Annotated in this window: 23 protein-coding genes and 2 pseudogenes; 15 read left to right on the plus strand and 10 right to left on the minus strand. The window is 61.1% G+C overall.

The features are described from left to right. The first annotated feature begins 180 nt into the window (after positions 1–180). From PMI09_RS26820 to PMI09_RS26850, 7 genes are all read left to right on the plus strand, one after another. Positions 181–1,206 carry a LacI family DNA-binding transcriptional regulator gene (locus PMI09_RS26820; RefSeq protein WP_007801761.1) on the plus strand — a complete coding sequence of 342 codons (1,026 nt, stop codon included), beginning with the start codon at positions 181–183 and terminating at the stop codon, positions 1,204–1,206. 19 nt (positions 1,207–1,225) lie between these two features. Continuing rightward, positions 1,226–2,248 carry an ABC transporter substrate-binding protein gene (locus PMI09_RS26825; protein WP_007801764.1) on the plus strand — a complete coding sequence of 341 codons (1,023 nt, stop codon included), beginning with the start codon at positions 1,226–1,228 and terminating at the stop codon, positions 2,246–2,248. A 61-nt stretch (positions 2,249–2,309) separates the two neighbouring features. Continuing rightward, positions 2,310–3,137 (plus strand): ABC transporter permease, encoded by an 828-nt coding sequence (locus PMI09_RS26830; RefSeq protein ID WP_007801766.1) that lies wholly within the window; start codon positions 2,310–2,312, stop codon positions 3,135–3,137. After that, positions 3,134–3,913, plus strand: coding sequence for an ABC transporter permease (locus PMI09_RS26835; protein WP_007801768.1), 780 nt, complete (start codon positions 3,134–3,136; stop codon positions 3,911–3,913). Before PMI09_RS26830 ends, PMI09_RS26835 begins: the two co-directional genes overlap by 4 nt. After that, on the plus strand, positions 3,906–4,931 hold the full coding sequence (locus PMI09_RS26840; RefSeq protein ID WP_007801770.1) for an ABC transporter ATP-binding protein: 1,026 nt from the start codon (positions 3,906–3,908) through the stop codon (positions 4,929–4,931). Before PMI09_RS26835 ends, PMI09_RS26840 begins: the two co-directional genes overlap by 8 nt. Positions 4,932–4,935: 4 nt before the next feature. Beyond that, entirely contained in the window at positions 4,936–5,856 is a 921-nt protein-coding gene (locus PMI09_RS26845; protein WP_007801771.1) for a nucleoside hydrolase, read from the plus strand. Then, on the plus strand, positions 5,853–7,643 hold the full coding sequence (locus PMI09_RS26850; RefSeq protein ID WP_007801773.1) for an adenine deaminase: 1,791 nt from the start codon (positions 5,853–5,855) through the stop codon (positions 7,641–7,643). The genes PMI09_RS26845 and PMI09_RS26850 overlap by 4 nt, the downstream gene beginning before the upstream one ends. 64 nt (positions 7,644–7,707) lie before the next feature. On the opposite strand, the gene PMI09_RS26855 is transcribed toward PMI09_RS26850, so the two are convergent. The 6 genes from PMI09_RS26855 to PMI09_RS26880 form a co-directional block, all read right to left on the minus strand. After that, positions 7,708–8,883, minus strand: a complete 1,176-nt coding sequence (locus PMI09_RS26855; RefSeq protein ID WP_037084310.1) for a M20 aminoacylase family protein — start codon at positions 8,881–8,883, stop codon at positions 7,708–7,710. 103 nt (positions 8,884–8,986) lie between these two features. After that, complete coding sequence (locus tag PMI09_RS26860; RefSeq protein ID WP_007801777.1) at positions 8,987–9,748, minus strand: SDR family NAD(P)-dependent oxidoreductase; 762 nt, start codon at positions 9,746–9,748, stop codon at positions 8,987–8,989. A 12-nt stretch (positions 9,749–9,760) separates the two neighbouring features. Further along, positions 9,761–10,573: an ABC transporter permease gene (locus PMI09_RS26865; protein ID WP_007801778.1), complete on the minus strand. Its 813-nt coding sequence runs from the start codon at positions 10,571–10,573 to the stop codon at positions 9,761–9,763. Next, positions 10,573–11,439, minus strand: coding sequence for an ABC transporter permease (locus tag PMI09_RS26870; RefSeq protein WP_037084313.1), 867 nt, complete (start codon positions 11,437–11,439; stop codon positions 10,573–10,575). Before PMI09_RS26870 ends, PMI09_RS26865 begins: the two co-directional genes overlap by 1 nt. Positions 11,440–11,519: 80 nt before the next feature. After that, complete coding sequence (locus PMI09_RS26875; protein ID WP_007801782.1) at positions 11,520–12,683, minus strand: polyamine ABC transporter substrate-binding protein; 1,164 nt, start codon at positions 12,681–12,683, stop codon at positions 11,520–11,522. 23 nt (positions 12,684–12,706) lie between these two features. Further along, positions 12,707–13,807, minus strand: coding sequence for an ABC transporter ATP-binding protein (locus PMI09_RS26880; RefSeq protein ID WP_007801784.1), 1,101 nt, complete (start codon positions 13,805–13,807; stop codon positions 12,707–12,709). A 194-nt stretch (positions 13,808–14,001) separates the two neighbouring features. Here PMI09_RS26880 and PMI09_RS26885 point away from each other — a divergent pair, with 194 nt between their 5' ends. Further along, positions 14,002–14,817: a helix-turn-helix transcriptional regulator gene (locus PMI09_RS26885; RefSeq protein ID WP_007801786.1), complete on the plus strand. Its 816-nt coding sequence runs from the start codon at positions 14,002–14,004 to the stop codon at positions 14,815–14,817. A gap of 76 nt (positions 14,818–14,893) precedes the next feature. Here the strand turns inward: PMI09_RS26885 and PMI09_RS26890 are convergent, their stop codons facing one another. Beyond that, on the minus strand, positions 14,894–15,865 hold the full coding sequence (locus tag PMI09_RS26890; RefSeq protein ID WP_007801788.1) for a DMT family transporter: 972 nt from the start codon (positions 15,863–15,865) through the stop codon (positions 14,894–14,896). A gap of 177 nt (positions 15,866–16,042) precedes the next feature. On the opposite strand from PMI09_RS26890, the gene PMI09_RS26895 reads away from it, so the two are divergent. From PMI09_RS26895 to PMI09_RS26905, 3 genes are all read left to right on the plus strand, one after another. Continuing rightward, positions 16,043–16,693, plus strand: coding sequence for a glutathione S-transferase family protein (locus tag PMI09_RS26895; protein ID WP_007801790.1), 651 nt, complete (start codon positions 16,043–16,045; stop codon positions 16,691–16,693). A gap of 111 nt (positions 16,694–16,804) precedes the next feature. Next, on the plus strand, positions 16,805–17,467 hold the full coding sequence (locus PMI09_RS26900) for a sulfite oxidase-like oxidoreductase (protein WP_007801791.1): 663 nt from the start codon (positions 16,805–16,807) through the stop codon (positions 17,465–17,467). A 334-nt stretch (positions 17,468–17,801) separates the two neighbouring features. Then, positions 17,802–18,437 (plus strand): helix-turn-helix domain-containing protein, encoded by a 636-nt coding sequence (locus PMI09_RS26905; RefSeq protein WP_244423834.1) that lies wholly within the window; start codon positions 17,802–17,804, stop codon positions 18,435–18,437. Here PMI09_RS26905 and PMI09_RS26910 read toward each other — a convergent pair. Genes PMI09_RS26910 through PMI09_RS26920 form a run of 3 tightly spaced genes read right to left on the minus strand, consistent with a single transcriptional unit; the run spans position 18,434 to position 20,053 of the window. Further along, entirely contained in the window at positions 18,434–19,045 is a 612-nt protein-coding gene (locus PMI09_RS26910; RefSeq protein WP_037084317.1) for a hypothetical protein, read from the minus strand. The two genes, PMI09_RS26905 and PMI09_RS26910, sit on opposite strands and share 4 nt — an antisense overlap. 41 nt (positions 19,046–19,086) lie before the next feature. After that, positions 19,087–19,830 (minus strand): CbtA family protein, encoded by a 744-nt coding sequence (locus tag PMI09_RS26915; protein ID WP_007801798.1) that lies wholly within the window; start codon positions 19,828–19,830, stop codon positions 19,087–19,089. Between the two features lie 13 nt (positions 19,831–19,843). Beyond that, entirely contained in the window at positions 19,844–20,053 is a 210-nt protein-coding gene (locus tag PMI09_RS26920; protein WP_007801801.1) for a CbtB domain-containing protein, read from the minus strand. Positions 20,054–20,278: 225 nt separating this feature from the next. Here PMI09_RS26920 and PMI09_RS26925 point away from each other — a divergent pair, with 225 nt between their 5' ends. The 4 genes and pseudogenes from PMI09_RS26925 to PMI09_RS31875 form a co-directional block, all read left to right on the plus strand. Then, complete coding sequence (locus tag PMI09_RS26925) at positions 20,279–20,842, plus strand: histidine phosphatase family protein (RefSeq protein WP_007801803.1); 564 nt, start codon at positions 20,279–20,281, stop codon at positions 20,840–20,842. 380 nt (positions 20,843–21,222) lie between these two features. Then, positions 21,223–22,790 (plus strand): annotated as a pseudogene (locus tag PMI09_RS26930) (putative bifunctional diguanylate cyclase/phosphodiesterase). Positions 22,791–22,985: 195 nt separating this feature from the next. Beyond that, positions 22,986–23,602, plus strand: a pseudogene (locus tag PMI09_RS26935) (outer membrane protein). Between the two features lie 136 nt (positions 23,603–23,738). Continuing rightward, positions 23,739–23,918 (plus strand): hypothetical protein (locus PMI09_RS31875; protein ID WP_007801810.1); only part of this gene is annotated, 180 nt, incomplete at its 3' end.

Here is a 23,918-nt window from a genome sequence, read left to right on the forward strand (position 1 = left end):
CGCGCCGCCAAAGGCAAGCTGAGCGACAGCAGACAAAAAGCCCCGCCCACAGCGGGGCTTTCTATTATTGTCACTCGCTTCCATGCGGATAATTGACCGCGTCGGCAATTTTGGATTCGACAAGGCCAGTGGCGTGATGTACGCGGTGATTAAACGATTAATCTACGCACATCGGAAACCATGCCTGCAACGCGACCTGGACCGAATCTGAGCAGGATTGCAACGTCGCTAGGCGTCTCCGTCGCGACGGTTTCCAATGCGCTCTCAGGCAAGGGCCGTGTTTCCGAGCAGCTGGCGGAGAGGATCAAGGAACATGCAGCCGAACTCGGCTATGTTCCGAGCCAGGCTGGACGCGCGCTGCGCACCGGTCGTAGCGGCGTCCTTGGCCTTGTACTGCCGGATATTGCTAACCCGCTTTTCCCCAAGCTCGCGCAAGCCATCGAATTCGCCGCCAGCGCTGCCGGCTACGGCGTGCTGATTGCCGACTCCCGGGGAAACGTTGCCACCCAGACCGAGGCGATCAACCGACTGGTAGAGCGTGGCGTCGAAGGCATGGTAATCGTACCGCGCCGGGCGACGCGAATTTCTGCAGCAGCTTGTCCGGTTGCCGTCATCGATACGACCTCCACACCTGGCAACACCGTTGCTGCCGATCACATGCAGGGCGGCTGGGCGATCGCCAACCATTTGGCCGAGCTTGGACATCGGCGTATCCTCATCATCGGCAACAATCCCGGTTCGAACGTACAGAACGACCGCGCAGGCGGGATCCGTTCAGGTCTCCGTCCCGGGATGAGTTCGGCAACTCTCTGGATCGAGACGCTGGAACGGCAGGGCGGCAGAGGATGCAGCCTCGGCCTCGCTGAAAAGGTGCGTGAGGGCTATACGGCGTTTGCCGCGCTCTCGGACCTGCAGGCGCTGCGGGCGCTCACCGAACTGCAGCGTGACGGCATCGACGTGCCCAGCATGGCGAGCGTTACCGGCTTCGACGACCTCATCTGGTCGCCCGTCGTCACCCCATCGCTGACGACGGTGGCGATGGACATGCACACGATCGCGGAGATCGCCATCTCGTCCCTGCTGCGCACCATACAGACCCGCGGCAGCCGCGAAGGCGTACTTGTCACGTCCGAGACCGACCGCGTTCCGATGCAACTGATCGTTCGCCAGTCCTCTGGGCCGGCGGACCCGACGAGAATATCCTGACAGACGGAGAACAGCTGACATGAAGAATGCCCTCATCGCTTCCGCCGCGCTACTGGCGCTGTCGCCCCTCGCCGCGAAAGCGCAGGACAAGACGCTGACGATTTCCGTCTACGCCTTCGCTCAGGACGACTTCAAGACGATTGTCTACGATCCCTTCGAGGCGAAGTGCGGCTGCAAGCTGGTCGTCGAGACCGGCAACAGCGTCGAGCGTCTTGCCAAGATGGAGGCCAACAAGGCGAACCCCGTCATCGACATGGCCGTCGTCTCCATGGCCGATGCCCTGTCCGCCTCGCGAAAGGATCTCATCGACAAGATCGATACCTCGAAGCTCTCCAATTTCGGCAAGCTCTACGACCTCGCCAGGGATCCGAACGCCGACGGCATGAGTGTCGGCTACACCTTCTACGCCACCTCGATCGCCTACCGCTCCGACAAGATGAAGATCGAGTCCTGGGCAGACTTGCTGAAGCCCGAGTATATCGGCCACGTCGCCTTCCCAAACGTCACCACCAATCAGGGTCCACCAGCGCTCTACATGCTCGGCCAGGCACTCGGCAAGGACAACCCGGATCTGAAGGCACCGATCGAGGCGCTGGGCGAGAAGAAGGATGAGATCGTCACCTTCTATGAGAAGTCCTCACAGCTGGTGCAGCTGATGCAGCAGGAAGAGATCTGGGCCGCCCCGATCGGCCGCTTCTCCTGGGCCGGCTTCACCAAGCTCGATGTTCCCGTCGCATGGGCGACCCCGAAGGAAGGCCAGACCGGCGGCTTGAACGTCATGGTCGTCACAAGGGGCTCTAAGAACCGCGATCTAGCCCTTCAGTTCATGGATTTCTGGCTCTCCACCGAAATCCAGACGAAGCTCGCCGAAAAGCTGGTCGACAGCCCGGCGAACAAGGAGGTCAAGCTCTCCGAGGCAGCCGCCAACAACCTGACCTATGGCGAAGAGACCGCCAAGAGCCTGAAGCTCATCCCCTCCGCAGCCGCGCTCGACAACCGCGCCACCTGGCTGAAGGAATGGAACGAGAAGGTCGGCCAGTAATCTTCACCGCCGGCTCCGACGCTTGCAGGAGCCGGATCTTTCACCCGTTGAAAGTCGATTCATGTTTCAGAACCGCGCAGAAGCCCTGGTGCTTGCCCTGCCCGCAGCAGTTTTTGCCGCGCTGGTCTTCCTGCTCCCCGTCGTCGTTCTGCTCTCCGAGGGCTTCCGTATCGACGGCAGCTGGACGCTTGGCGCCTATACCGGCTTCTTTTCCGAGTCGTTGAACCGTACCGTCTTCCTGCGGACGTTCCGGCTCGGGCTTGAGGTGACCGCGGTCTCTGCCGTGATCGGCTATGCCGCCGCCTTTGCGATCGTCAACCTGCCATCTTCGGGCAAAGGCCGGATGATCGGCCTCGTCACCTTGCCGCTGATGATCTCGCCGGTCGCCCGTACCTACGCCTGGATCGTCATTCTCGGCCGCACCGGCATCGTCAACGAGGCCATCACCGGCCTTGGCCTCAGCGATACGCCGCTGCGTCTGCTGTTTACCGAAACGGCCGTCTTCATCGGCCTGCTGCAGCTTTTCCTGCCGCTGATGATCCTGTCGCTGATCAGTGCGCTCGAAAACATGCCGAAGGATGCCATTCCCGCTGCCCGCGTGCTCGGCGCCAACTGGTTCCAGGTATTCTGGAAGGTGATCCTGCCGCTGACACGTGAGGGCCTCGTCGTCGGCGGCACGCTCGTCTTCACCGGATCGCTGACCGCCTACATCACGCCTGCAGTGCTTGGCGGCTCGAAGGTGCTGATGCTGGAAACGCTGCTCTATCAGCAGGTGTCGGTGGCCAACAATTTCGTCTCTGCGAGCGTGATCGCCTTCATGCTGATCGTCATGAGCTTTGCCGCCAACATCCTGCTCAAGCGCCTTGCCACGGCGAGGAACAAGCGATGACCGCCCGTATTCTCTCGCCGCTCGTACTCGGCCTGCTGATCATATTCCTGATCGGCCCGTTCCTGATCATCATCGCCGCATCGCTCTCGGCCGGCGACACGCTTGCCTTCCCACCTCAGGGTCTTACCCTGAAGTGGGTCGCCAAGGTCTTCACCATCGACAGCTTCCGCGAGAGCTTCGCCATGTCGATGTTCCTTGCCGTCTTCGGAACGCTGGCCGCACTGATCCTCGGCATCCCCGCTGCCTACGCGCTCTCGCGCTACAAGCTGCCCTTCGGCGAAACGGTCCGCACGATCGTCTCGCTGCCGATCATCGTGCCCGGCATCATCGTCGGTCTGGCGCTGCTGCGCTATCTCGTCGTGCCGTTCGGCTTCAACATCACGCTGGCCCTGTTCATGGCCCACACGGCGCTCGTCCTGCCCTATGCCGTGCGCGTCGTTTCAGCCAGCCTCAACAACCTGCGCTCCGATATGGAAGAGGCCGCCGTCCTGCTCGGCTCTTCGCGCGTCGGCGCCTTCTTCCGCGTCGTTATGCCGAATATCCGCGGCGGCATCCTGGCGGCCTTCATTCTCGGCTTCGTGACGAGCTTCAACCAGGTTCCAGTCTCGCTTTTCCTCTCCGGTCCGGGCGTACGCACGCTGCCGATCGACATGCTGGGCTACATGGAAACCACCTACGATCCGTCGATTGCGGCACTCTCCTCGCTGCTCGCCTTCCTTTCCATCGGCATCGTCTTCCTTGCCGAACGCTTCCTGGGATTTTCTCGTTATGTCTGACGCCTATCTGAAACTCGACAAGCTGACGCTTGCCTACGGCGATACGGTCGCGGTGAAGGATCTGGATCTCACGATCGCCAAGGGCGAGCTCGTTGCGCTGCTCGGCCCCTCCGGATGCGGCAAGACGACGACAATGCGCTCGATCGCCGGCCTGCTTGCCCCGACTTCGGGCCGTATCACGCTCGACGGCGACGAGATCACCCACGTTTCTGCCAACAAGCGCAATGTGGGCCTCGTCTTCCAGTCCTATGCGCTTTTCCCGCATCTGACTGTCTATGAGAACATCGCCTTCGGTTTGCGTCTGAAGGGCATCGGCGGCAAGGATCTCGATGCCAAGGTCAACGCCGGCATCAAGTCTGTCGGCCTTGCCAAGTTTGCCGATCGCAAGCCCGCCGAGCTTTCGGGCGGCCAGCAACAACGCGTGGCGCTTGCCCGCTCCATGGTGATGGAGCCGAAGGTCCTGTTGCTCGATGAACCGCTCTCTAACCTCGATGCCCGCCTGCGCCTCGAAATGCGCGCCGAGCTGCAGCGCGTCCAGAAGGAAACCGGCGTCACCATGATCTTCGTGACCCACGACCAGATCGAGGCGCTCGCGCTCGCCGACCGGATCGTGGTGATGCTGAACGGCGGCATCGAACAGATCGGCACACCTGAAGAAATCTACAACAAGCCCGTCTCGGCCTTCGTCGCCGATTTCGTCGGCTTTGAAAACGTCTTTGCGCTGGACAACGGCAAGCTCGCGACTTCCAACAACCTCGTCGAGCTTTCCGGTCGAGCGCCGCAGGCCGCAAAGGGCCTGGCCTGGCGTCCACGCATGGTCAACCTTGGTTCAGGTCCTTACCAGGGCACCGTGCGCGGCACCTCGTTTGCCGGAAACACCCGCGAATATCTGCTCGACACACCGCTTGGCCCCATCAAGGCCGAGATCGACGCAGAGCTGCCGACGCACGCGATTGGCTCCACGCTTCCCTTCGACCTGCCGCTTGCGGCAGCAGCGCCCCTCTCACGCTACAGGTAACATCATGGGCGTCTGGATCGACACCGACATGGGCTTCGACGATATCGCCGCGATCCTCGTGGTGACGCACGCAAAGCTCGACATAGCAGGCGTCTCGCTCGTCTTCGGCAACACGCCACTGCTGCAGGTGCGCGTCAACGCCGCTGGCGCTGCCAAGGCCTTCGGCTGGACCTTCCCGATCCACACCGGCCGCGCGATGCCGGTTCTCGGCGCGCTTAAAACGGCACAGGCGATCCTCGGCGAGACGGGAATTCCTACCACCGGAAAAGGCCTGCCCGACGCCTCGGCCTTGGCGGAAAGCGATGCGTTTACCGCCCTCTGCCGCTGGCTGGAGGCGGACGGCCCGCACCGCATCCTGGCGCTCGGCCCATTGACCAATCTAGCCGCCCTTGCATTGGCACGTCCCGACCTCGCAGCTCGCATCACCGAACTAACCTGGATGGGCGGCGGCGTAACGTCAGGCAATCACACGGCATCGGCCGAGTTCAACGCACTGGCGGATCCGGAAGCGCTCGCCATCGTTCTCGCCCACCGCCTGCCGCTGCGCATGGTCGATCTCGATCTCTGCCGCAAGGTCATCGCAACGCCTGACGATGTCGTGCCAGTACGAGGCGCCGGCGGCAGCAATGCGACGCTGCTGGCCGATATGCTCGACGGCTACATCGGCATCGGCACGAGCCGCGGCAGACCAGGCATGGCGATCTACGACCCCTCCGCCGCCGCAGCCTTCGTCGCGCCCGACATCGTCAGCTTCGGTCCTGCCCGCATCGACGCTGAATTGCAGGGCCAGCATACACGCGGCCGCACCGTCGTCGAGACGAGGGTGACGCACGCCGCATTCAATGCCGAATATGCTGCTGACATCGATGTAGAGAAAGCGCGCGCTCTTATCCTCGGCGCACTGATCGATGAGGCCCGCCGATGAGCAGCCCGGAACCGAAGGACCTCAACGATCCCACGCTTCGCGCGCGTGCCGTCGTCGCCGCGCGTGGCGATGCGGCCTTCGACATCCTGATATCGGGCGGCTGCCTGCTCGATGTCGTTACCGGCCTGATCCGCGAAGCCGACATCGGCATCGTCGGACCGTTGATCTCAAGCGTCCACGCACCGGGTAGCCGCATGGATGCCGCAGAAACGATCGATGCCGCAGGCAGCATCATTTCGCCCGGCCTCATCGATACGCATATGCACATCGAAAGCTCGATGGTGACGCCGGCCGAGTATGCTGCAGCCGTCGTTCCGCGTGGCGTCACGACGATCGTCTGGGATCCGCACGAGTTTGGCAATGTGCATGGCCTCGATGGTGTGCGCTGGGCGATCGAAGCTTCCCGCGGCCTGCCTCTGCGCACGATCGTGCTCGCTCCTTCCTGCGTTCCCTCCGCCCCAGGGCTTGAAGTCGCCGGCGCCGATTTCGACGCGTCGGTAGTCGCCGAAATGCTCCGATGGCCTGGCATCGGCGGCGTTGCCGAAGTGATGAACATGCGCGGCGTCATCGACGGCGATCCACGCATGACTGATATCGTCAACGCCGCGCTCGCCTCCGGAAAACTGGTCTGCGGCCATGCGCGTGGGCTTGAAGGTGCCGATCTGAACGCCTTCATGGCTGCCGGCGTCACCTCCGATCACGAGCTGACCTCCAGCGCCGATCTGCTGCAAAAGCTGGCCGCCGGCATGACCATCGAACTCCGCGGCTCGCATGATCACCTGCTGCAGGAATTCGTAACCGCCCTCAACGGCATCGGCCATCTGCCGTCGACGGTTACGCTCTGCACCGACGACGTTTTCCCCGACGAACTGAAGGACGGCGGCGGTCTCGATGACGTGATCCGCCGGCTTGTCTGCTATGGAATGAAGCCGGAGTGGGCGCTGAGGGCAGCGACCTTCAACGCAGCCCAGCGATTGAAGCGCTCGGATCTTGGCCTCATCGCTGCTGGCCGGCGCGCCGATATCGTGCTGTTCGAGGATCTGATCGGCTTCGCCACGAGGGCGGTCATCGCAAATGGCGAGATCGTATCGACGGGCGGCGAGATCAAAGCCCGGATGCCTTCCTTCGAGACCGCAGCCCTGCAAAACTCGGTCAAGCTGCCGCCGCTAACGGAGAGCGACTTCCGGGTTCCGTCAGCGGGCAAGCGCGTTCGGGTAGCCACAATCGATCGTCCCCGATTTACACAATGGGGCGAGGCAGAAACCGTCGTAGAGGACGGTTTCGTCGTGCCTCCTGCCGGCAGCACCAAGATTGCGGTCGCACATCGGCACGGAAAGGTGGACGGACGGCCGCGTGTCGGCTTCCTCACCGGTTGGGGAACATGGCGCGGAGCCTTCTGTACGACGGTTTCGCATGACAGCCATAACCTCACCGTTTTCGGCGGCAATGCGCGCGACATGGCGGTCGCTGCCAACGCCGTGATTGCCGCAGGCGGCGGCATGGCCGTGGCCAGGGATAGCAAGGTCGAAGTCCTTCTGCCTCTTCCAGTATCGGGCCTTGTCACCGAGGCGCCGTTGGAAGAGGCGGCCGCTTCCTTCCGGGCGATCCGAAAGGCGATGGAGAAGATCGTCGACTGGAAGCCGCCCTACCTTGTGTTCAAGGCCTGCTTCGGCGCAACGCTTGCCTGCAATATCGGTCCGCACCAGACGGATCGCGGGACCGCTGACGTCCTGACCGGCAAGGTACTCCAAAACCCAGTGATCGAGATTCTCGATCGCGGGGCATAGCCGCATCCGGACGTCTTTTGCCGCCACGGCGAGGAGTGTTCATCAAGCCCAGTAAGCGAACGCGCTAAAGCGCCGCCTTCAGCTCGCGCTCGACCAGCGTCGTCCAAAAGGCCACGCCGTAGCCGATTGCACCGTCATTGAAGTCATAAGCTGTATTGTGGTGCAGGGCGCCATCGACAGCAGGACCGTTGCCGAGCCAGACATAACAGCCCGGAGCATTCTGGCCGAAGAACGCGAAATCATCCCCCGCCGTCGAGGGAGGAAAACTCGTTCGCACCCTCTCTGCGAAAACTGCGCCGGCTGCCCCGAGCGCACGCGCGGTCGCGTCGCTGTCGTTGACCACAGGCGGGATACGCCGTTCGAACTGATAGTCGACCGCAATGCCGAACATTGCCGCCGTGCCATTCGCAAGCCGGCCGATTTCTTCCTCAAGCTGATCGCGAACCTCCGGCGAATAGGTCCGGGCGGTGCCGCCGATCTCAACAATATCAGGTATGACATTCAACGCCTTCGGGTCACCGGCCTGCAGCGAGCAGGCGCTGACGACGGCCGGCTGCAGTGGATCGACGACGCGCCCGACGATCGTCTGCAACGACGTGAGGAACGTGCCGGCGGCCGTAATCGGATCCTTGCCGAGGTGCGGCTTGGCGCCATGCGTTCCGGTGCCTCGAAAGGTCACGCGCCAACTATCGGACGAGGCAAGTTGCGGCCCTTCGACGACGGCTATTTCATCGACGGCCAGGCCCGGCATATTGTGGAGGCCGTAGACGGCGTCGCACGGGAACAGCTCGAACAGTCCGTCCTCGACCATCTTGCGGGCGCCGCCCCTGCCCTCCTCGGCCGGCTGAAAGATGAAATGCACGGTTCCGGAAAAGTCACGTGTTGCCGCCAGATGCCGCGCCGCGCCGACCAGCATCGTTGTATGCCCATCATGCCCGCAGGCATGCATCTTGCCATCAGATCTGGATTTATGAGGGCGATCCGCCATCTCCGGCATCGCAAGCGCGTCCATATCCGCCCGCAATCCAATCGTCCGCGTGCCATTACCGACCCGCAGCGTGCCGACGACGCCCGTACCGCCGAGCCCTCGATGAACCTTGATGCCGGCCTCATCTAGCAATCTCACAACGATGCCGCTCGTGCGCTCCTCCTCGAAGCCAAGCTCGGGATGTGCGTGCAGGTCGCGACGCAACTCGGTGAGGAAGGGCAGATCGGTCTCGATCCGGGCTGGAATGGGCATGGGCCTGGATGTCCTGTAAATGCAAGCGGGCGCCAGAACGACGCCCGTCATAGTCCATCCGTTATTTAGCAATTGGCCTAAGAATTCAACCGCCTGAACCGGGTTAGACCACGGTCTCGCCACCGTCGACGACCAGGATCTGCCCGGTCATGTAAGAGGAGCGGTCCGACACGAGGAAGAGGATCGGCTCAGCGATCTCCGACACATCGGCCCAGCGCCCAAGCGGCACCTTTTCCGCAATATAGGCCTCGATCGCGTCACGTCCGCCCATCTGGGCAATGAAGGGTTCGTTGAAGGGTGTGTCCACCCAGCCCGGGCAAAGCGCGTTCACGCGGATGCCGAACCTGGCATAGTCGCCCGCCATCTGTCGTGTCAGGGCGATGACGGCATGCTTGGTCGTGGTATAGGCAATCATCTCGCGATCATAGAGCACGCCTGATGAGGACGACGTGTTGAGGATCACGCCTTTGCCCGCCTTCTTCATGACTGGCATGACAAAGCGCGCCGCCATGAAATGGGCCCTGACATTCAAGCTCCAGGACTTGTCGAAGCCGTCGATCGCGACTTGCTCCAGGTCGCCGGCGACCTGCGCACCGGCGTGGTTGTGCAGGATGTCGATGCGGCCGTGATGCTCTGCCACCGCGGCAATGCCCGCCTCCAGCGCCTTGTCGTCGGTCACGTCAAGCACCATGCTCTCGGCGCTGCCGCCAAACGCGCGAATCTGGCTGACTGTCTCCTCGGCATTCATGAAGTCGATGTCGGCAACGACGACATGGGCGGCCTCTTTCGCCATGACGAGCGCGCCGGCCTGTCCGATACCGGACCCGGCGCCGGTGACGATTGCAACACGGTTCTTGAGGATCATGGTGTTTCCCACTTAGGTTCTTGTTATCCTTTCGCGCATCAGGAAACGCGCGATGAGAATGAGGGCAAGCGATGCGACGAGCACCATGGTGGCGATCGCGTTGATCTCCGGCGTCACGCCACGACGGATCGAGGCAAAGACGTAGATTGGCAGCGTCGTGTTCGATCCCGCGACGAAGAACGCGATGATGAAATCGTCGAAGGAGAAGGTGAAAGCGAGCAGGAAGCCCGCCAGGATCGACGGCAGGATCTGCGGCAGCACGATCTGGCGAAAGGTCGTCAGCGGCGTCGCGTAAAGATCGCTCGACGCTTCGACGATATCGCGCCCGAGGCTGGCGATACGGGCTTTCACGATCATCGTTACCAGCGCCATGGTGAAAAGTCCGTGCGCGGCGATGATCGAACCGTAACCGAGCGACAGCTTCGGCGGTTGGTCGCCAGGCCAGACGGCTGCCAGCAATGGGTTGATGAAACCGAAGACTTCAACGAGGGCGACCAGCGTCGCGATGCCGATCACGACGCCCGGAACGACGATTGCCGCGGCAAACAGACCATCGAACACGGCCCGTGTCCGGGCGCCGAGCCGCTCCATGCCGAGTGCAGCCATGGTGCCGAAGATGGCCGCGAGGACTGCGCTGGTAAGCGCGATGATAAGGCTGTTCTGAAGAGCTTCCATGAGGAACGTGTTGGACAGCGCCTTACCGTACCATTGCGTGGAAAATCCCGCGAAATCCGAGGCGTTGCGGCCCGCGTTGAACGAGAACAGCACGACCAGCGCAATCGGCGTATAGAGAAACAGATAGACTGCCGTAACGAGCCCACGCATCAGACAAGGTCCACCTGGCGGGTGCCCGCGACGCGCCACGCAATCCGCATGGCGACGAGAAGCACGATGACGACGACGACAACGAGGGTGACGGCGATCGCGGAGCCGAACGGCCAGTTGCGCGATTGCAGGAAGAGGTCGACCAGCGCGTTGCCGATGAAGAATACCTTGCCGCCGCCCAGCAACTGCGGGATCAGGTACTCGCCGAGCAACAGGATGGTGACCAGCGCCACGCCCGTCATCACGCCCGGCAGCGACAGCGGCAGCGTTATGCCGAAGAAAGTCGAGAGCGGTCTTGCTCCGAGGTCCGCAGAAGCTTCCAGCAACCGCCGGTCCAGCTTTTCCAGGCTGACATAGATAGGCATGATCATCAGCGGCAGATAGCCGTAGACGATGCCGAGAAGGACTGCGCCCGGCGTGTTCAGAAGTCGCACGTTCTCGATACCGACAAATTCCAGCAGATGCGGGATGCCGCGCGCACCGAGAATATACATCCATGCATAAGTGCGAACGAGCAGGCTGGTCCAGAACGGCACCACAACGAGCGACACCAGCAACAACCGATGCTGTGGACTTGCCTTAACCGCCAGATAGTAGGCGACCGGATAGGCCACCAGCAGGCAGGTGAACGCCCCGATCGGCGCAAGCACCAACGTATTCTTGAAGGCGGCGGCACGGGATCCGAGATTGGCGAATTGGGCAAGGGTAAATGCCGCCTGGTAACCACCCTCCGGCGCCCGCTCGCCGAAGGAGAAAACAACGATGGCGATGAACGGCAAGACCAGGAACACGAACAGCCATGCGCTTGCCGGCGCGACGAGAGCCGCAGTGATCAGGCGTTTTCTGCTATCTGGTGACAGGGCCATTCCGAAGGTTCGCTGTTTGGAGTTCACGAGGCGGCTTGCCTCTTCCCAAAACCGGGGAGAGGCGTTGCATGAAGGCAAGGTCACGCCGACTTGAACCGTGCCATCAACTCGGCACGACCCGGATCCGTCAGCGTCACGGCGGCGCCGAACTCCAGCGGTGTCAGCGATGCCTCGTCCGGATAGACGATCTTGTTCGAGGTAATCTCCTTCGGCAGCAGCGAGATGACACGGCTGTCGGTGGCCGGCGCGCCGTTGGCGATGTGCTCCTTCACGGCGTTGGCCGGGTCCATCAGGTAGTTCAGCAGCGCATAGCCGGCAGCCTTGTTCGGCGCGTCCTTCGGGATCGCGTAGTAATCCGTCCAGATTTCGCCGCCGTCCTTGCCGAGCACAAAGTCGATCTCGGGGATATCGCGGTTGAGCTGCGCCCCGTCATTGGTCCAGCACATCGTCATCCATGCATCGGTTGCGCGCATGGCCGGCTGATAGTCGCTGTTGATGGCGAAGAGATGCGGCTTCACCTTGATCAACAGCTCCTCGGCCTTCGCCAGTTCCTCCGGCTTGATCGAATTGAAACCGTAGCCCAGCGACACCAGCGCGCTGCCGATCGTCGTCAACTGATAGTCGTGTACCATGGCGCGACCATCAGCCTCCGTCTGAGCGATCTCGAAGAAGTCCTTCCAGCTCGTCAGCTTTGTCTTGATCTTGGAGGTGTTGACCGAAAAACCGGTCGTGCCCCAGTTCTTTGGCAGGGCATAGGCCTTGCCGTCGATCTGGCCTTCCTTGGTGAAGCGCGGGCTCTCCGTCGACTGGCTGAAATTGGTGATCTTGGCAAGGTCGAGTTCGTCAATCAGGCCGAGCTTGTGGTAGGTGGAGATGGTGTAGTTGGTCGGCACGAACAGCGACCAGCCGGACGCGCCCGCCTGCAACTTTGCCAGCATTTCCTCGTTCGAGCCGAAGACGTTTACTTCGACGGCAACGCCGGTTGCCACCTTGAAGTTCTCGAAGGTCGCTGGATCGTGGTAGTTCGGCCAGGTCGCGATCGACATCTGCGTGCCGAGGTCTTCAGCAGCATGGGCTGGTGTCGACAAGGCGCCTGGGAAGCGCGACAAAACGGCGGTCGCAAGACCAAGGCCGGTGATGCCGAGGAAATGGCGGCGACTGACGGAGCCGCGCTTCAGGCGCATGAACTCGTCCATGAAGCCTTCGGCGGAAATGGGAAGATTATCCTTGTAGTCTTTTCTCATGATGCTGTTCCCTTGTTTTGATTTTAGGCTGCACTTGATGCTGAGAAGACATGGGCCGCGCCAGGATCGAAGCCGAGGTAGACGGCCTCGCCGGGCTCGACGAGATCGTTTTCATTCATGCTGCGACGGTCGGCGGTCACCAGAAAATCGCCCAGCCCCGGCACCGTGACGGCGTACTCCGCCGACGAACCCAAGAAGATGCGGTGAGTGACCGTCCCCCTGAAGCTCGTCGCATCAGGCGCCTGCGTCCGTGTCAGGCGGATCGATTCCGGGCGGATCGCGACGATTGCCTCACCCGTCGAAACACGCGCCCGGCTCCCCGCGGCGATTGCGGAACCGTCCGCCAGACGCAGCGTCGCGCCATCCGCCTCCATCGTCGCCCTCACCCGATTGGTCTTGCCGACGAAATCGGCCACGAACAGATCGGCCGGGCGGTCATAGACCTCCTGCGGCGAGCCCAGCTGGCGAATGCGCCCTGCGCTCATCACGCAGACGATATCCGCCATCGAGAGCGCTTCCTCCTGATCGTGGGTGACCAGAACAAAGGTAATGCCGAGCTCGCGTTGCAATGTCTGCAGTTCGATCTGCATGGCCGAGCGCAGCTTCTTGTCGAGCGCGGCCAACGGTTCGTCTAGGAGTAGTACCGACGGACGATTGACGATCGCGCGCGCCAGCGCCACGCGCTGCTGCTGCCCGCCGGACATCTCGTGAATGCGGCGCTTGGCAAAGCCGCCGAGCCGAACCATTTCAAGCGCCTCGCTGACGCGCCGGTCGATTTCGGTCGCCGCAAGCTTAGGCCGCATCTGTTTCAGACCATAGGCGACGTTCTGTCGGACGTCGAAATGCGGAAACAATGCATAGTGCTGGAAGACCATGTTCACTGGGCGCCGATAGGCAGGCACGCCGTTCATCTCGCGCCCGTCGATCAGCACCGTGCCTTCGCTTGGCTGCTCGAAGCCGCCGATCATGCGCAGGCAAGTGGTCTTGCCGCAGCCGGAAGGACCGAGCAACGCCAGAAAGGCGCCCTTCGGCACATTGAGGTTGATGTCCGTTACGGCGGTCACGGCGCCATAGCTCTTTGTGACCGAACGGAATTCGATATCGTTCGTCGAAGCGGATGCCACGTCTGTTCCCTGCGGTTGGTTTGGATTGGGCAGTCTAGCGCTGCCTTTTGCCACCGTCGTTGAGGAAAGACTAAGCTCGGCCTTCCCTCACGGTATATACCCCGAGAGAGGTATTTTAGCCACAAAGCCTTCGTGGAAGGTATATACACGAAGGAGCGCAAATTTCCGCGCGAGGCAATCAGGAGGTCCCGGGAATGAGCACTGACTTGGAGGCGCTGTTTCAAGCCTTCAATTCCACCATCGGCGTGCAGACGATGGACGATCCGGAGTTCGGCGAGATCTTTCGGCAGATGATGGCGGCGCTTGTGCGCTTCGACTATGTCGTTGTCTTTGCCTATCGCGGCAAGGAGCGGCCGATCGACCTCTACAGCACCTTCGACCCGAAGGAGCACATCATTTTCGTGACCCTCTATCAGGCCGGCCCATATCTGCTCGATCCTTTCTATCACACCGCCAACGAGCGCCGCGCCGGCGTGTTTCGCATGCGAGAGCTGGCGCCCGACCGGTTCTTCTCCAGCGAGTACTACCGGACCTATTATGTCCAGACAGGGCTTGCCGAGGAAATCGGCTTTTTCGTCACGGCCGATGACGATATCACCATCGTTCTTTCTCTCATGCGCCGGGAAAAGACCGGCCCCTTCCCGCCCGCGGAATTTGCCTTGCTGAAGAAAGCCGAACCCTTGATCGCAAACATGGTCCGCCACTACTGGGCCGGGCTCGCGGCCCGCTTTGACGCACAACTGCATTCTCGAGTTCGTGGCAATCGCAAGCGCGACGCCAGTGGAAGCTCCTTGCAACCTGCCGAAGCGGTGTGGCGCGATCTTAATCTCACCAGCCGCGAGACCGCGATCGTCGATCTCGTCCTTCAGGGCCACTCCTCGGAGTCGATCGGCCTGAAGCTCAACATCTCGACAGGAACCGTGAAGGTTCACCGGCGCAATGTCTATCGCAAGCTCGGGATCTCCTCACAGACACAACTGCTATCGCTGTATCTAAAGAATCTTTCGTGAGACGCGTTCGGCCAATTGTGGACCACTACCATCTGCGCGCCTTCCTGCTGGCGACTGACATCACAGCACTCGCCCGTCAGGCCTTGACAGCCCCAGCCTTCGTCTTCGGCTTCAACAGGATTATCAGAAGCAAGCCGGCAACGATCAGTGCCGCCCCCTCGAGGTGGTAGCGCTGCAATTGCTCGCCGAGGATTAGGTAGGCGAGCACGGCGATGAAGATCGTCTGGATGTAGAGGAGGACGCCAGCCCGGGCAGCACCCAGGGCCTCGATGCTTCGATTGAAGAGGTAATACATAATCGCCCCGCCGGGGATGGCGACATAAGCGAGTGCAATGAGCCCGCTGCTGTTGAGCGTCGAACGTTCGTCGGAAACAAGCTCGAAGAGATAGAACGGCAGCGCCGTCAGCACCGCCGCACCGAGAAGCAGGACAAGAAGCGCAAGCCGGTTCCCATCGAATTTCGCCCGGCGAAGCAGCACGGTATAGACGCTGAAACAGAACGCGCCAGCGACGATCCATAGTTCGCCGGGATTGAGGTCGAGACGCATCAGCGCGGCCGGACTGCCCTTGATGATGATGACGACGATCCCGAGAAAGGCCAGGATCGATCCGATCACCTGCCAGCTTCCCATCGGCTCGGCCAGTATTAACCGGGCAAGGATCATGGTGATGATCGGGATCAGGGCGATGATGATGCCGGCGGTGGTGGCGTCGGCATGTTCGAGGCCGACGAAGATCAGACCCTGACAAATCGCAAGCCCCATGCCGCCAATCACAAGCAGTTCAAGGACGCGCGCCCGCACCAGTGCGACCATGTCGCCAAAGTGCTTGTGCACGATCGGCATCAGGATCGCCCAGGCGATCAACACACGCCAAAAGCAAAGCGCCCAGGGCGGCATTTCAGAAGAAACCCATTTCGCGGCGATATAGACGCCGGCCGATAGCAGCCAGCAGAGAAGACCCACGGAATAGGCGGTTGCAAGCGAACCGCCCGCCGCCTGTTCCGTCCCGACCGTCTCGCGATGGACTGCCAAGACATGTATCGCCATGGCTTAGTTATGCCACAGTTCCCATGCGCTGCACAGATGAGCCTGCGCTGGCGAGAAACCCGGGAATGTATCCTTTCAGCGGTGGTTGAACTGATCGCGAGGATTATCTCGAGCATGAAGTGTCGGAATCCCGTTTAGTCAGTCGTCTTCAAGACAGACAAGCTATGGAGAGCAGCGATGACGATCACAATCACCGCCTTTGAAAGGTCGCCCGATCGCGGCAAAGGCCTGGCGCGCGACATGCGCGTTCGCTGGGCGCTCGAAGAAGTGAGGCAGCCTTATGACGTTCGTCTTCTTTCGTTCAAGGCCATGAAGGAACCCGCGCACCTCGCGTTTCAACCTTTCGGACAGATTCCGACCTATGAAGAAGGCGATCTCGCCATATTCGAATCGGGGGCAATCGTGCTCCATATCGCGCAGCACCATGCTGGCCTGCTGCCGGACGACGCGAATGCCCGAGCGCGAGCGATCACATGGATGTTCGCCGCGCTCACCACGATCGAGCCGCCGATCGTTGATCGCGAAATCGCCAGGTACCTGGAAGGCGACCAGCCCTGGTACGAGCAGCGCCGGTCGATGATCGAGGAACGCATCCGAAAGCGGCTAAAGGAACTTTCCGCCCGGCTTGGCGATGCCGACTGGCTCGACGGCGAATTCAGTGCTGGTGACCTCGAGATGGTGTCGGTGCTGCTGAGGGTGAAAGGATCGGGCATGCTCGACGATTATCCGAATCTCTCCGCCTATGTCGCGCGCGGTGAAGCGCGGCCCGCATACAAGCGTGCCTTCGCCGCTCAGTTGGCGGTTTTCACCGCCGCGTCCGCCGGCTGAGAAAGTGCCGCTTAGGGCGGCCCTCCGCTCGCGGCATTTGCCATCCAATGTCGCGCTTGACAGTGCTTGAAGGCGAATGCCCTAATCGCCGCAACGCGAAAGGGCCCACCGATGAGCGACGATCAAACCCCGACAGACAGCAAGCTCACCACGTCGAAGCGCAGGTGGGCATCCGAAGGAAAATTCCTGACGGGCCGTATCAGTCGCCCGGAAACCGAGCGCCTGCCACCCGGTCAGCACCTCGTTAAGAATTGGCCGGTCCTCGATCTCGGCCAGCAGCCGATCATCTCGACCGATACCTGGCGTCTGGAAGTCCGCGGACTTGTCGAAACCCCGCTTGATCTCACTTGGACGGCCTTCCAGGCCCTCGAGCAGAGCACCAAGGTCACCGACATTCATTGCGTGACGACGTGGTCGCGCTACGACAACAAATGGAAGGGTGTATCGACCCGCGACCTGCTCGATCAGGCAATGCCGAAGCCGGAAGCGCACCATGTCATGCTGACAAGCTATGATGGCTATACGACCAACCTGCCGCTCTCCGATTTCGCTGCCGAGGATGCGATCCTCGCAATCTCCTGGGAAGGCTTGCCGTTGACGCGAGATCATGGCGGCCCGATGCGGCTCGTCGTTCCGCATCTCTATTTCTGGAAAAGCGCAAAATGGTTGCGGCGTATCGAGCTGCTGACGGGCGATGCTGCAGGCTTCTGGGAAAAGAACGGCTATCACATGTATGGCGATCCCTGGCGTGAACAGCGCTACTCCGGGGATTGATACCAGTGACGGTTCACCGGGCGCCAGATGACAGAGCCGTTACTGCAATCTACGCGCTATAGTTTTGCCAGATGCCTTGCGAGCTGCCTCTCGATACCCGCGACCACAAACCAGTTTAACGAGTAATTCGTACAAGTGCAAATTCACCTCAGAATAGATACGGAAAGCAATATATTTTTCAAATTAAAGCCTTACGACGATTTGAGCATTGTCGGCTATTGAACCGTTAGCCATTTTGGGTTGTTGTGGCACATCGATTCCAGATATCGCGTATGGGTTGATGAATAAGGACACTTCATTTCACACTGTCACGCAGAAGCTGCTGGATGCGTGGTTGCATACCACATCACAGTCGCCTGCCGCGCCCGAAGACATCTATCGGGACGTCCTCGACCTTCTGACGATCAGGATGAGGATGACGCTTGTCGTTCTCGACGGTGAGGATCCACTACAATGGCAACTGAAGGTCGTGCGCCCCTCCGGCTTCAGTTCGCGTCTTCTCAACATCAACAAGCTCTTCGCCGATCAACGCATCGGCGAATTCAAGGATCGCGCCTACATGGAGACGGCCGTCATCCCGCGTTATCGCGAGGTGATCGCCACCCAGAAGCCGTCCATGGAACTGGTCAAGACGAGGGTGCTTGGCGTCAACCTCGGATATGAGCGGCTGATCCTTCCGCAAAAGACAACGGCGCGGCGCCCATCCTGGCTTTTGACCGTCTCGAACGGCCGCTTCATGTTCAATCCGCCGCAACAGCAGGCCCGCATGGATGCGACCGACGAAGCGGTGATCCAGCTCTTGACCGAAGGCGCGACGGCCAAGGAGATCGCTGCTGATCTCGGAATCTCGCATCGGACGGTCGAGCACCGCCTGGAGCGCATGAAGGAGCGTTACGGCGCGAAGAATACCGTCCACCTCGCAGCCATGCTGGTTGCGACGCACTTCGACCGCGATGTGGAGAAGAGCTAGGGCGCGATCCACCGAAGCAGGCGCCGCCCGCAATAGACGAGAGCCAGGATTGCCGCCGCGAGCGCCGTCAACGTCGCCAAACTGGCGGGATGCAGCGGAACGTCCTTCCACGACGGACGAATGACATCTGCAGTATTGAACGCCTCACCACTGAATTGGCAAGTGATCAGTGCCAGGCCGCGCAGCACCATGCCGGCATCGATCGCCGAGACGATCGTCTCGGCTTCGACGGCCTCGCCGCCCATGCTCCGCATCGATAGCAGCACGGCCTTTGTTGCCGCGAGATAGGCATGCGAGCACTCGTTGAACGGGCTCGCCTCGTCCGTCACGCCGCCGGGCATTTTGCCCCAGAGGCAATAGGCATGCTGGATTTGTGCATAGTTGAACACGCGTCGAAACGGCTCGTTCGTGTCCGTGGCGCGTGCAGCGAGATCGATGATCCGATCGCGATACTCCGCAATCATGATCATTTCGCCATGTGAGATCTCGGCAATTGCAATTCCGGTATGGGGACCGCTGCTGCTCCGCAGGTGCGCGCTGGCCGCAAGAGGCCAAAGCTGCAGCAACGCGATCATGGCCGTAAGGAGAATGGAACGTCGACAGGTCATCACTTGGGGCAGGCTCCGGATTGCTCCGGAGCCTTCTCCGATCAATGGAAAGCCGGCGCGCGACTACGCAGCTTCGCACCGACACCAAGTTTGCGCTCGGCGAGTGCACCGAAAGCCATGCCAAGGACGCCCCAGAGGACCACGTGCATGCCGATCGAAGTCGTGCGGAAACGCCAGAGGACCATAGCCGAATAATTCTCCGGCACCTCGTTGATCGGCGGCAGCAGATACTGCACGAGCCCGACAAAGGCGACATAGGCGAGGCCTGCTGCGATTGCTGAATTCCACACGCCGAACCGCGGAGTCAGGCGGCGTGCAAAAGCAATTGCCGCAACGAGCGCGGCGATCGAAACAACGATCATCAGGAAGAACAGCTCGGTCCTGATGCCGATAGTGTCAGGATTGCCGACCGCCGGCGGATTGGCGGGATATTTGATGCTGGGTACGATGACGACGGCGACAAAGGCCGCAAGCGCGATGACGGCAGATGTTCCCCGTGCGCCGAGATTGCTGAAGCGCCCCTGGACGAAAGCGAAGACGAGCGAAAACAGGCCGCCGACGGCGATGCTGTAGGCCATCACGCCGGTGAAGAGACCGATCCCCGCCTGTGTGGCACGGCTGACGATTTCAGGTTCGCCAGCTTCGCCCGCCGCCTGGGCAGCAGCTTCCTCAAACGCGATCGCCTGGTCGACAAGTGGCTCGCCGAAGATATGGGCAAAGGCGAAAACGAGGACACCAGCGATCAGCCCCGCGAGCATTCCGCGAAGTAAGAGATTTCCAACCATGTCCGAAACTCCCTTAGTGGCAGGGGAAGCCGAGGAGATGCCGACCGTCATGCACGAACTCGTGCACGTACATGCTGTTGAGAAGCGACATTGCGCCTTCTTCGGTACCGACGAAGTAGATGACGATGAGCATCAGCAGGCCGCCGAAGATCGCCCAGGGCAAAAGCTCACCAACCGGAATCGGAGCCGGTGCGGCAACGGGCGCGAAAGTGATGTCAGACATGAATTCCTCCTGGAATGACGCGTTCAGTCGAGAATTGTTGCGTGGTAGGGTCTGACTTCCAGTCCGAGGTATCCCCATCCTGATCACAGTGGCGCGACCGCACCGGAATTTCACCGGTTTCCAAACCCACAACATCATCGTTATATCTGCGACTTCGAACCTGTCAACGAAACTTCATGCAGCGACAGCTGCCCATCATCCCCGTTTGCGGAGACGACCATCGTGATGACGCGCCTCACCTGGATCTGCCACGGCTCGACTGCGGCCAACCGCGAGGCACGCTTTCCACTGGACGAGCCGCTGAACGAGAAGGCAATCGGTGCCACGCGGGCAATCGCGCCTCGCCTCCAGCATGCCGACGGCGTATTCGCCAGCCCGACTTTGCGCGCCCGGCAGACGGCTGATGCGCTTGGCCTGGAGCCCATATTCTCCGATGCGCTTGGCGATTGCGATTTCGGCCGCTGGGCGGGACGATCGATCGCCGAGATCCAGCAAGCCGAGCCTGACAATCTGGCGGCCTGGATGGCGCGGCCGGAGGAAGCCCCGCATGGCGGCGAGGCTATCGCCGCCGTATGCGCGCGCGTGAAAGCCTGGATGAACGAGCATTTGCAGGCGGGCGGCCACATCGTCGCCATTACCCATGCTGCGGTTGTCAGGGCTGCCATCATAACTACGCTGAACGCACCCGTATCGTCCTTCTGGATCGCCGATATCGAACCACTCGCGATCGTCCACATGACCAGCAATGGAAGCCGGTGGTCGCTGCGCGTGGAAGGCACGACCGCCTAATACTCAAGGTGATAATTTAGGCAAGCCTTACGCAAGCAAGCCATGGCATAGCTTTCCGACCCGGCACGGTCGGGCCGTCAATCCTCGCCCCAGGAGGAACAAGCATGCCATATGATTGGAGCGGCGCGCGGATGCGACGCGCGCGCCTGCTGCGCATGACCAGCGCATTGACCCTTCTCTTGATTGTCATCGGCGCATCTTTGCTGATCAGACTTTGAAGACAACAGGCGGGCGGCCACGCCGCTCGCCAGGTCTGCCGGCACCTTTCGAGCGGCGCATGCTCCAGGTTAGCCGCAGATACCAAGAATTCGCCCATTGGTTTCAACAAACGCTTCAGACTTCAATGATACACCGGCGCCCCGGTGGAGATGGAGTGAGGCATGCCGGTATTCTTCCAGAGCAGGGCCGGAAGGCAATGCCTGTTGGTCATGGCGTTGGGGGTAACGCTGTGGCTCGTCGGTGCGATCCTCGAATTGGATAACTGGCTGGTCGCCTTCGTCGGCGCCTACGAGAACTATGGAGCAGACAAGCTCGTCCTCGGGCTTGGCATCGGCGGCGCCATGAGCTTCGTCTATTCGATGCTGCGCATTGTCGACCTGCGCAAAGAGGTGGAATTGCGAGCCAGCGCGCCCAGGCCAAGGCCGACTGGACGGCAACCCACGATCACCTGACCAAGCTTCCAAACCGCTATGCATTCGAGCGCAAGGTCCTTCCGCGAAGGACGAAGACCGACGTCGAGGGCGACGAATGGGAGCAGAACGTTACGATCTTCTCTATCGACCTCGACGGCTTCAAGAAGGTCAATGACCTTGTCGGCCACAATGGCGGCGACGCGCTGCTGATCGAAGTGGCAAAGCGCATCTGCGCGATCGGCAATGCCGACTGCGTCTATCGTTTTGGCGGCGACGAGTTCGTCGTCGTTGCGCTCGGCCTCTCGCCGCGGCACGAAGAGCGCTTCGCGCGCTTGCTCATCCAGGCGGTAACACGCCCTATCCATATCAATGGGTTTGCCGTCGAAGTCGGCGCCAGCGTCGGTTACGATCGCTGGGAACAGGGTCGCGAACCGCTGGAGGACGCCGCCCACCGTGCCGACCTCGCCATGTACGAGGCCAAGTCACGCGGCCCCAACCAGCACATGGCGTTTGAAGCTTCGATGCAGGACAAGGTGGCAAAACGCGCCACGCTGGAATCGAAGCTCCGTATCGCGATCCAGAAAAAGGCGATCCGGCCATTCTATCAACCCTTAGTCGACCTGAAGAGCGGCACGGTCTGCGGCTTCGAGGCGCTGGCGCGCTGGACGGATGAGGAGGGTGTTGCCATTCCGCCGCCCGTCTTCATCGGCATTGCCGAAGAAACCGGAATGATCACCGAGCTCTTCGAAGATCTGCTCGCGCAGGCCTGCCAGGATGCCTTGGCTTGGGACGACCACGTCATGCTGTCCTTCAACGTCTCTCCAGTGCAGATGGAAGACAAGCTGCTGGCCTCGCGCATCTTCAAGGTGCTGTCGGCAAACGGCCTGCCACCGCGCCGCCTGGAGATCGAGATCACCGAAAATGCCCTGATTCAGGATCCGGCAGTTGCCGCCATCATTCTGGATGAGCTCCACGACGCTGGCGTCCAGATCGCCCTCGACGATTTCGGCACGGGCTACTCCAGCCTCGCCCAACTCGCCCGGTATCGTTTCGACAAGATCAAGATCGACAAGAGCTTCATCGCGACTTGCCGCGATGATGAGCGCCAGGAAAAAATCATCCGTGCCATGCTTGGGCTCGGCCGCAGCCTCAATATACTGACGACTGCCGAAGGCATCGAAGAGCATCGCCAACTCGGCCACCTGCTTCAGCTCGGCTGCGACGTCGGCCAAGGCTATCTCTTCGGCAAAGCGATGCCTGCCGAAGAGACGCGCTCCTTCATTTTCAATCGCGACGAGGTGTTGGCTGGTGGCTGACCGCCACGAAATCCGCACCTCCGCATATCAGAAATTCTTGATGGAACCCTTTCAGACGGGCCAACGTTAGCTGGTTGGTCCTGTGGGCGGACATTTCCACTGAAAGTGTGCCTGCATGCCGCATGGGCCGCGATCATCGATCGGGCCCGGCTCGATTGGTGCGCAGACTGAGTGGACCCTTGTCATAGGAGAGGGATTTATCATGTATTTTCGTATAGTTGCGGCTTCTGCGGCCTTTGGTCTTGCGGGGCTGCGTCGGCCGCTGACCTTGTGAATGAGCCGCCAACGGTTCCGGTTGCACAAGCTGCACCCGTCTTCACCTGGAACGGCTTCTATGTCGGCCTGCAAGGTGGGGGTGCCTGGGGCAACGGTGACTTCTCCGGCATCGGTGACGCCAATCTCAACGGCGGCCTCATCAACGGCTTCACCGGATACAACTGGCAACTCGACAACAATATCGTGCTCGGTGTCGAAGGCGACGTTTCCTACAATTGGAACGAGGAATCAGTTGGCGGCAATGAATATGAATTCGACACGACCGGCTCCGTCCGCGCTCGCGTCGGTTACGCTCTCGATCACGCTCTGTTCTATGGAGCCGCCGGCTGGACCGGTGCGAGAGGCCATGTAAGCACGCCCGTCGGCGACGACGACGCCACGTTCTCGGGCTGGACCGTTGGAGCCGGCCTGGACTACGCCTTCACCGATAACATCTTCGGGCGGGTCGAATATCGCTACAACGATTACGGCAGCTCGGTGTAGACACCGACTTCAATCAGAACATCGTCACCGTCGGCGTTGGTTTCAAATTCTGAGACCGCTCAACCGTTGCTTATACATTGCGAGGCCGGAACATCATAACAATGTTCCGGCCACGCAATGTATAAGCCCGGGCGTGCGCCCGGGTTTTGTTTCTCTGACCTGATGGTCGTCGCGTAAGGTAGCCTCTTAGTGGTTTCCGCCGCGGCCACCACCCTGGTTGCCACTTTGGTTGCTGCCACCTTGGTTGCCACCCCCTTGGTTGCCGCCGCCCTCGTTATCGCCACCTTGGTTGCCGCCCCCTTGGTTGCTACCACCCTGGTTGCCACCACCCTCGTTGCCACCACCTTGGTTGCCACCACCCTGGTTGCC

It is taken from the genome of Rhizobium sp. CF122 (assembly GCF_000282035.1).
In the GTDB taxonomy this organism is placed as follows: domain Bacteria; phylum Pseudomonadota; class Alphaproteobacteria; order Rhizobiales; family Rhizobiaceae; genus Rhizobium.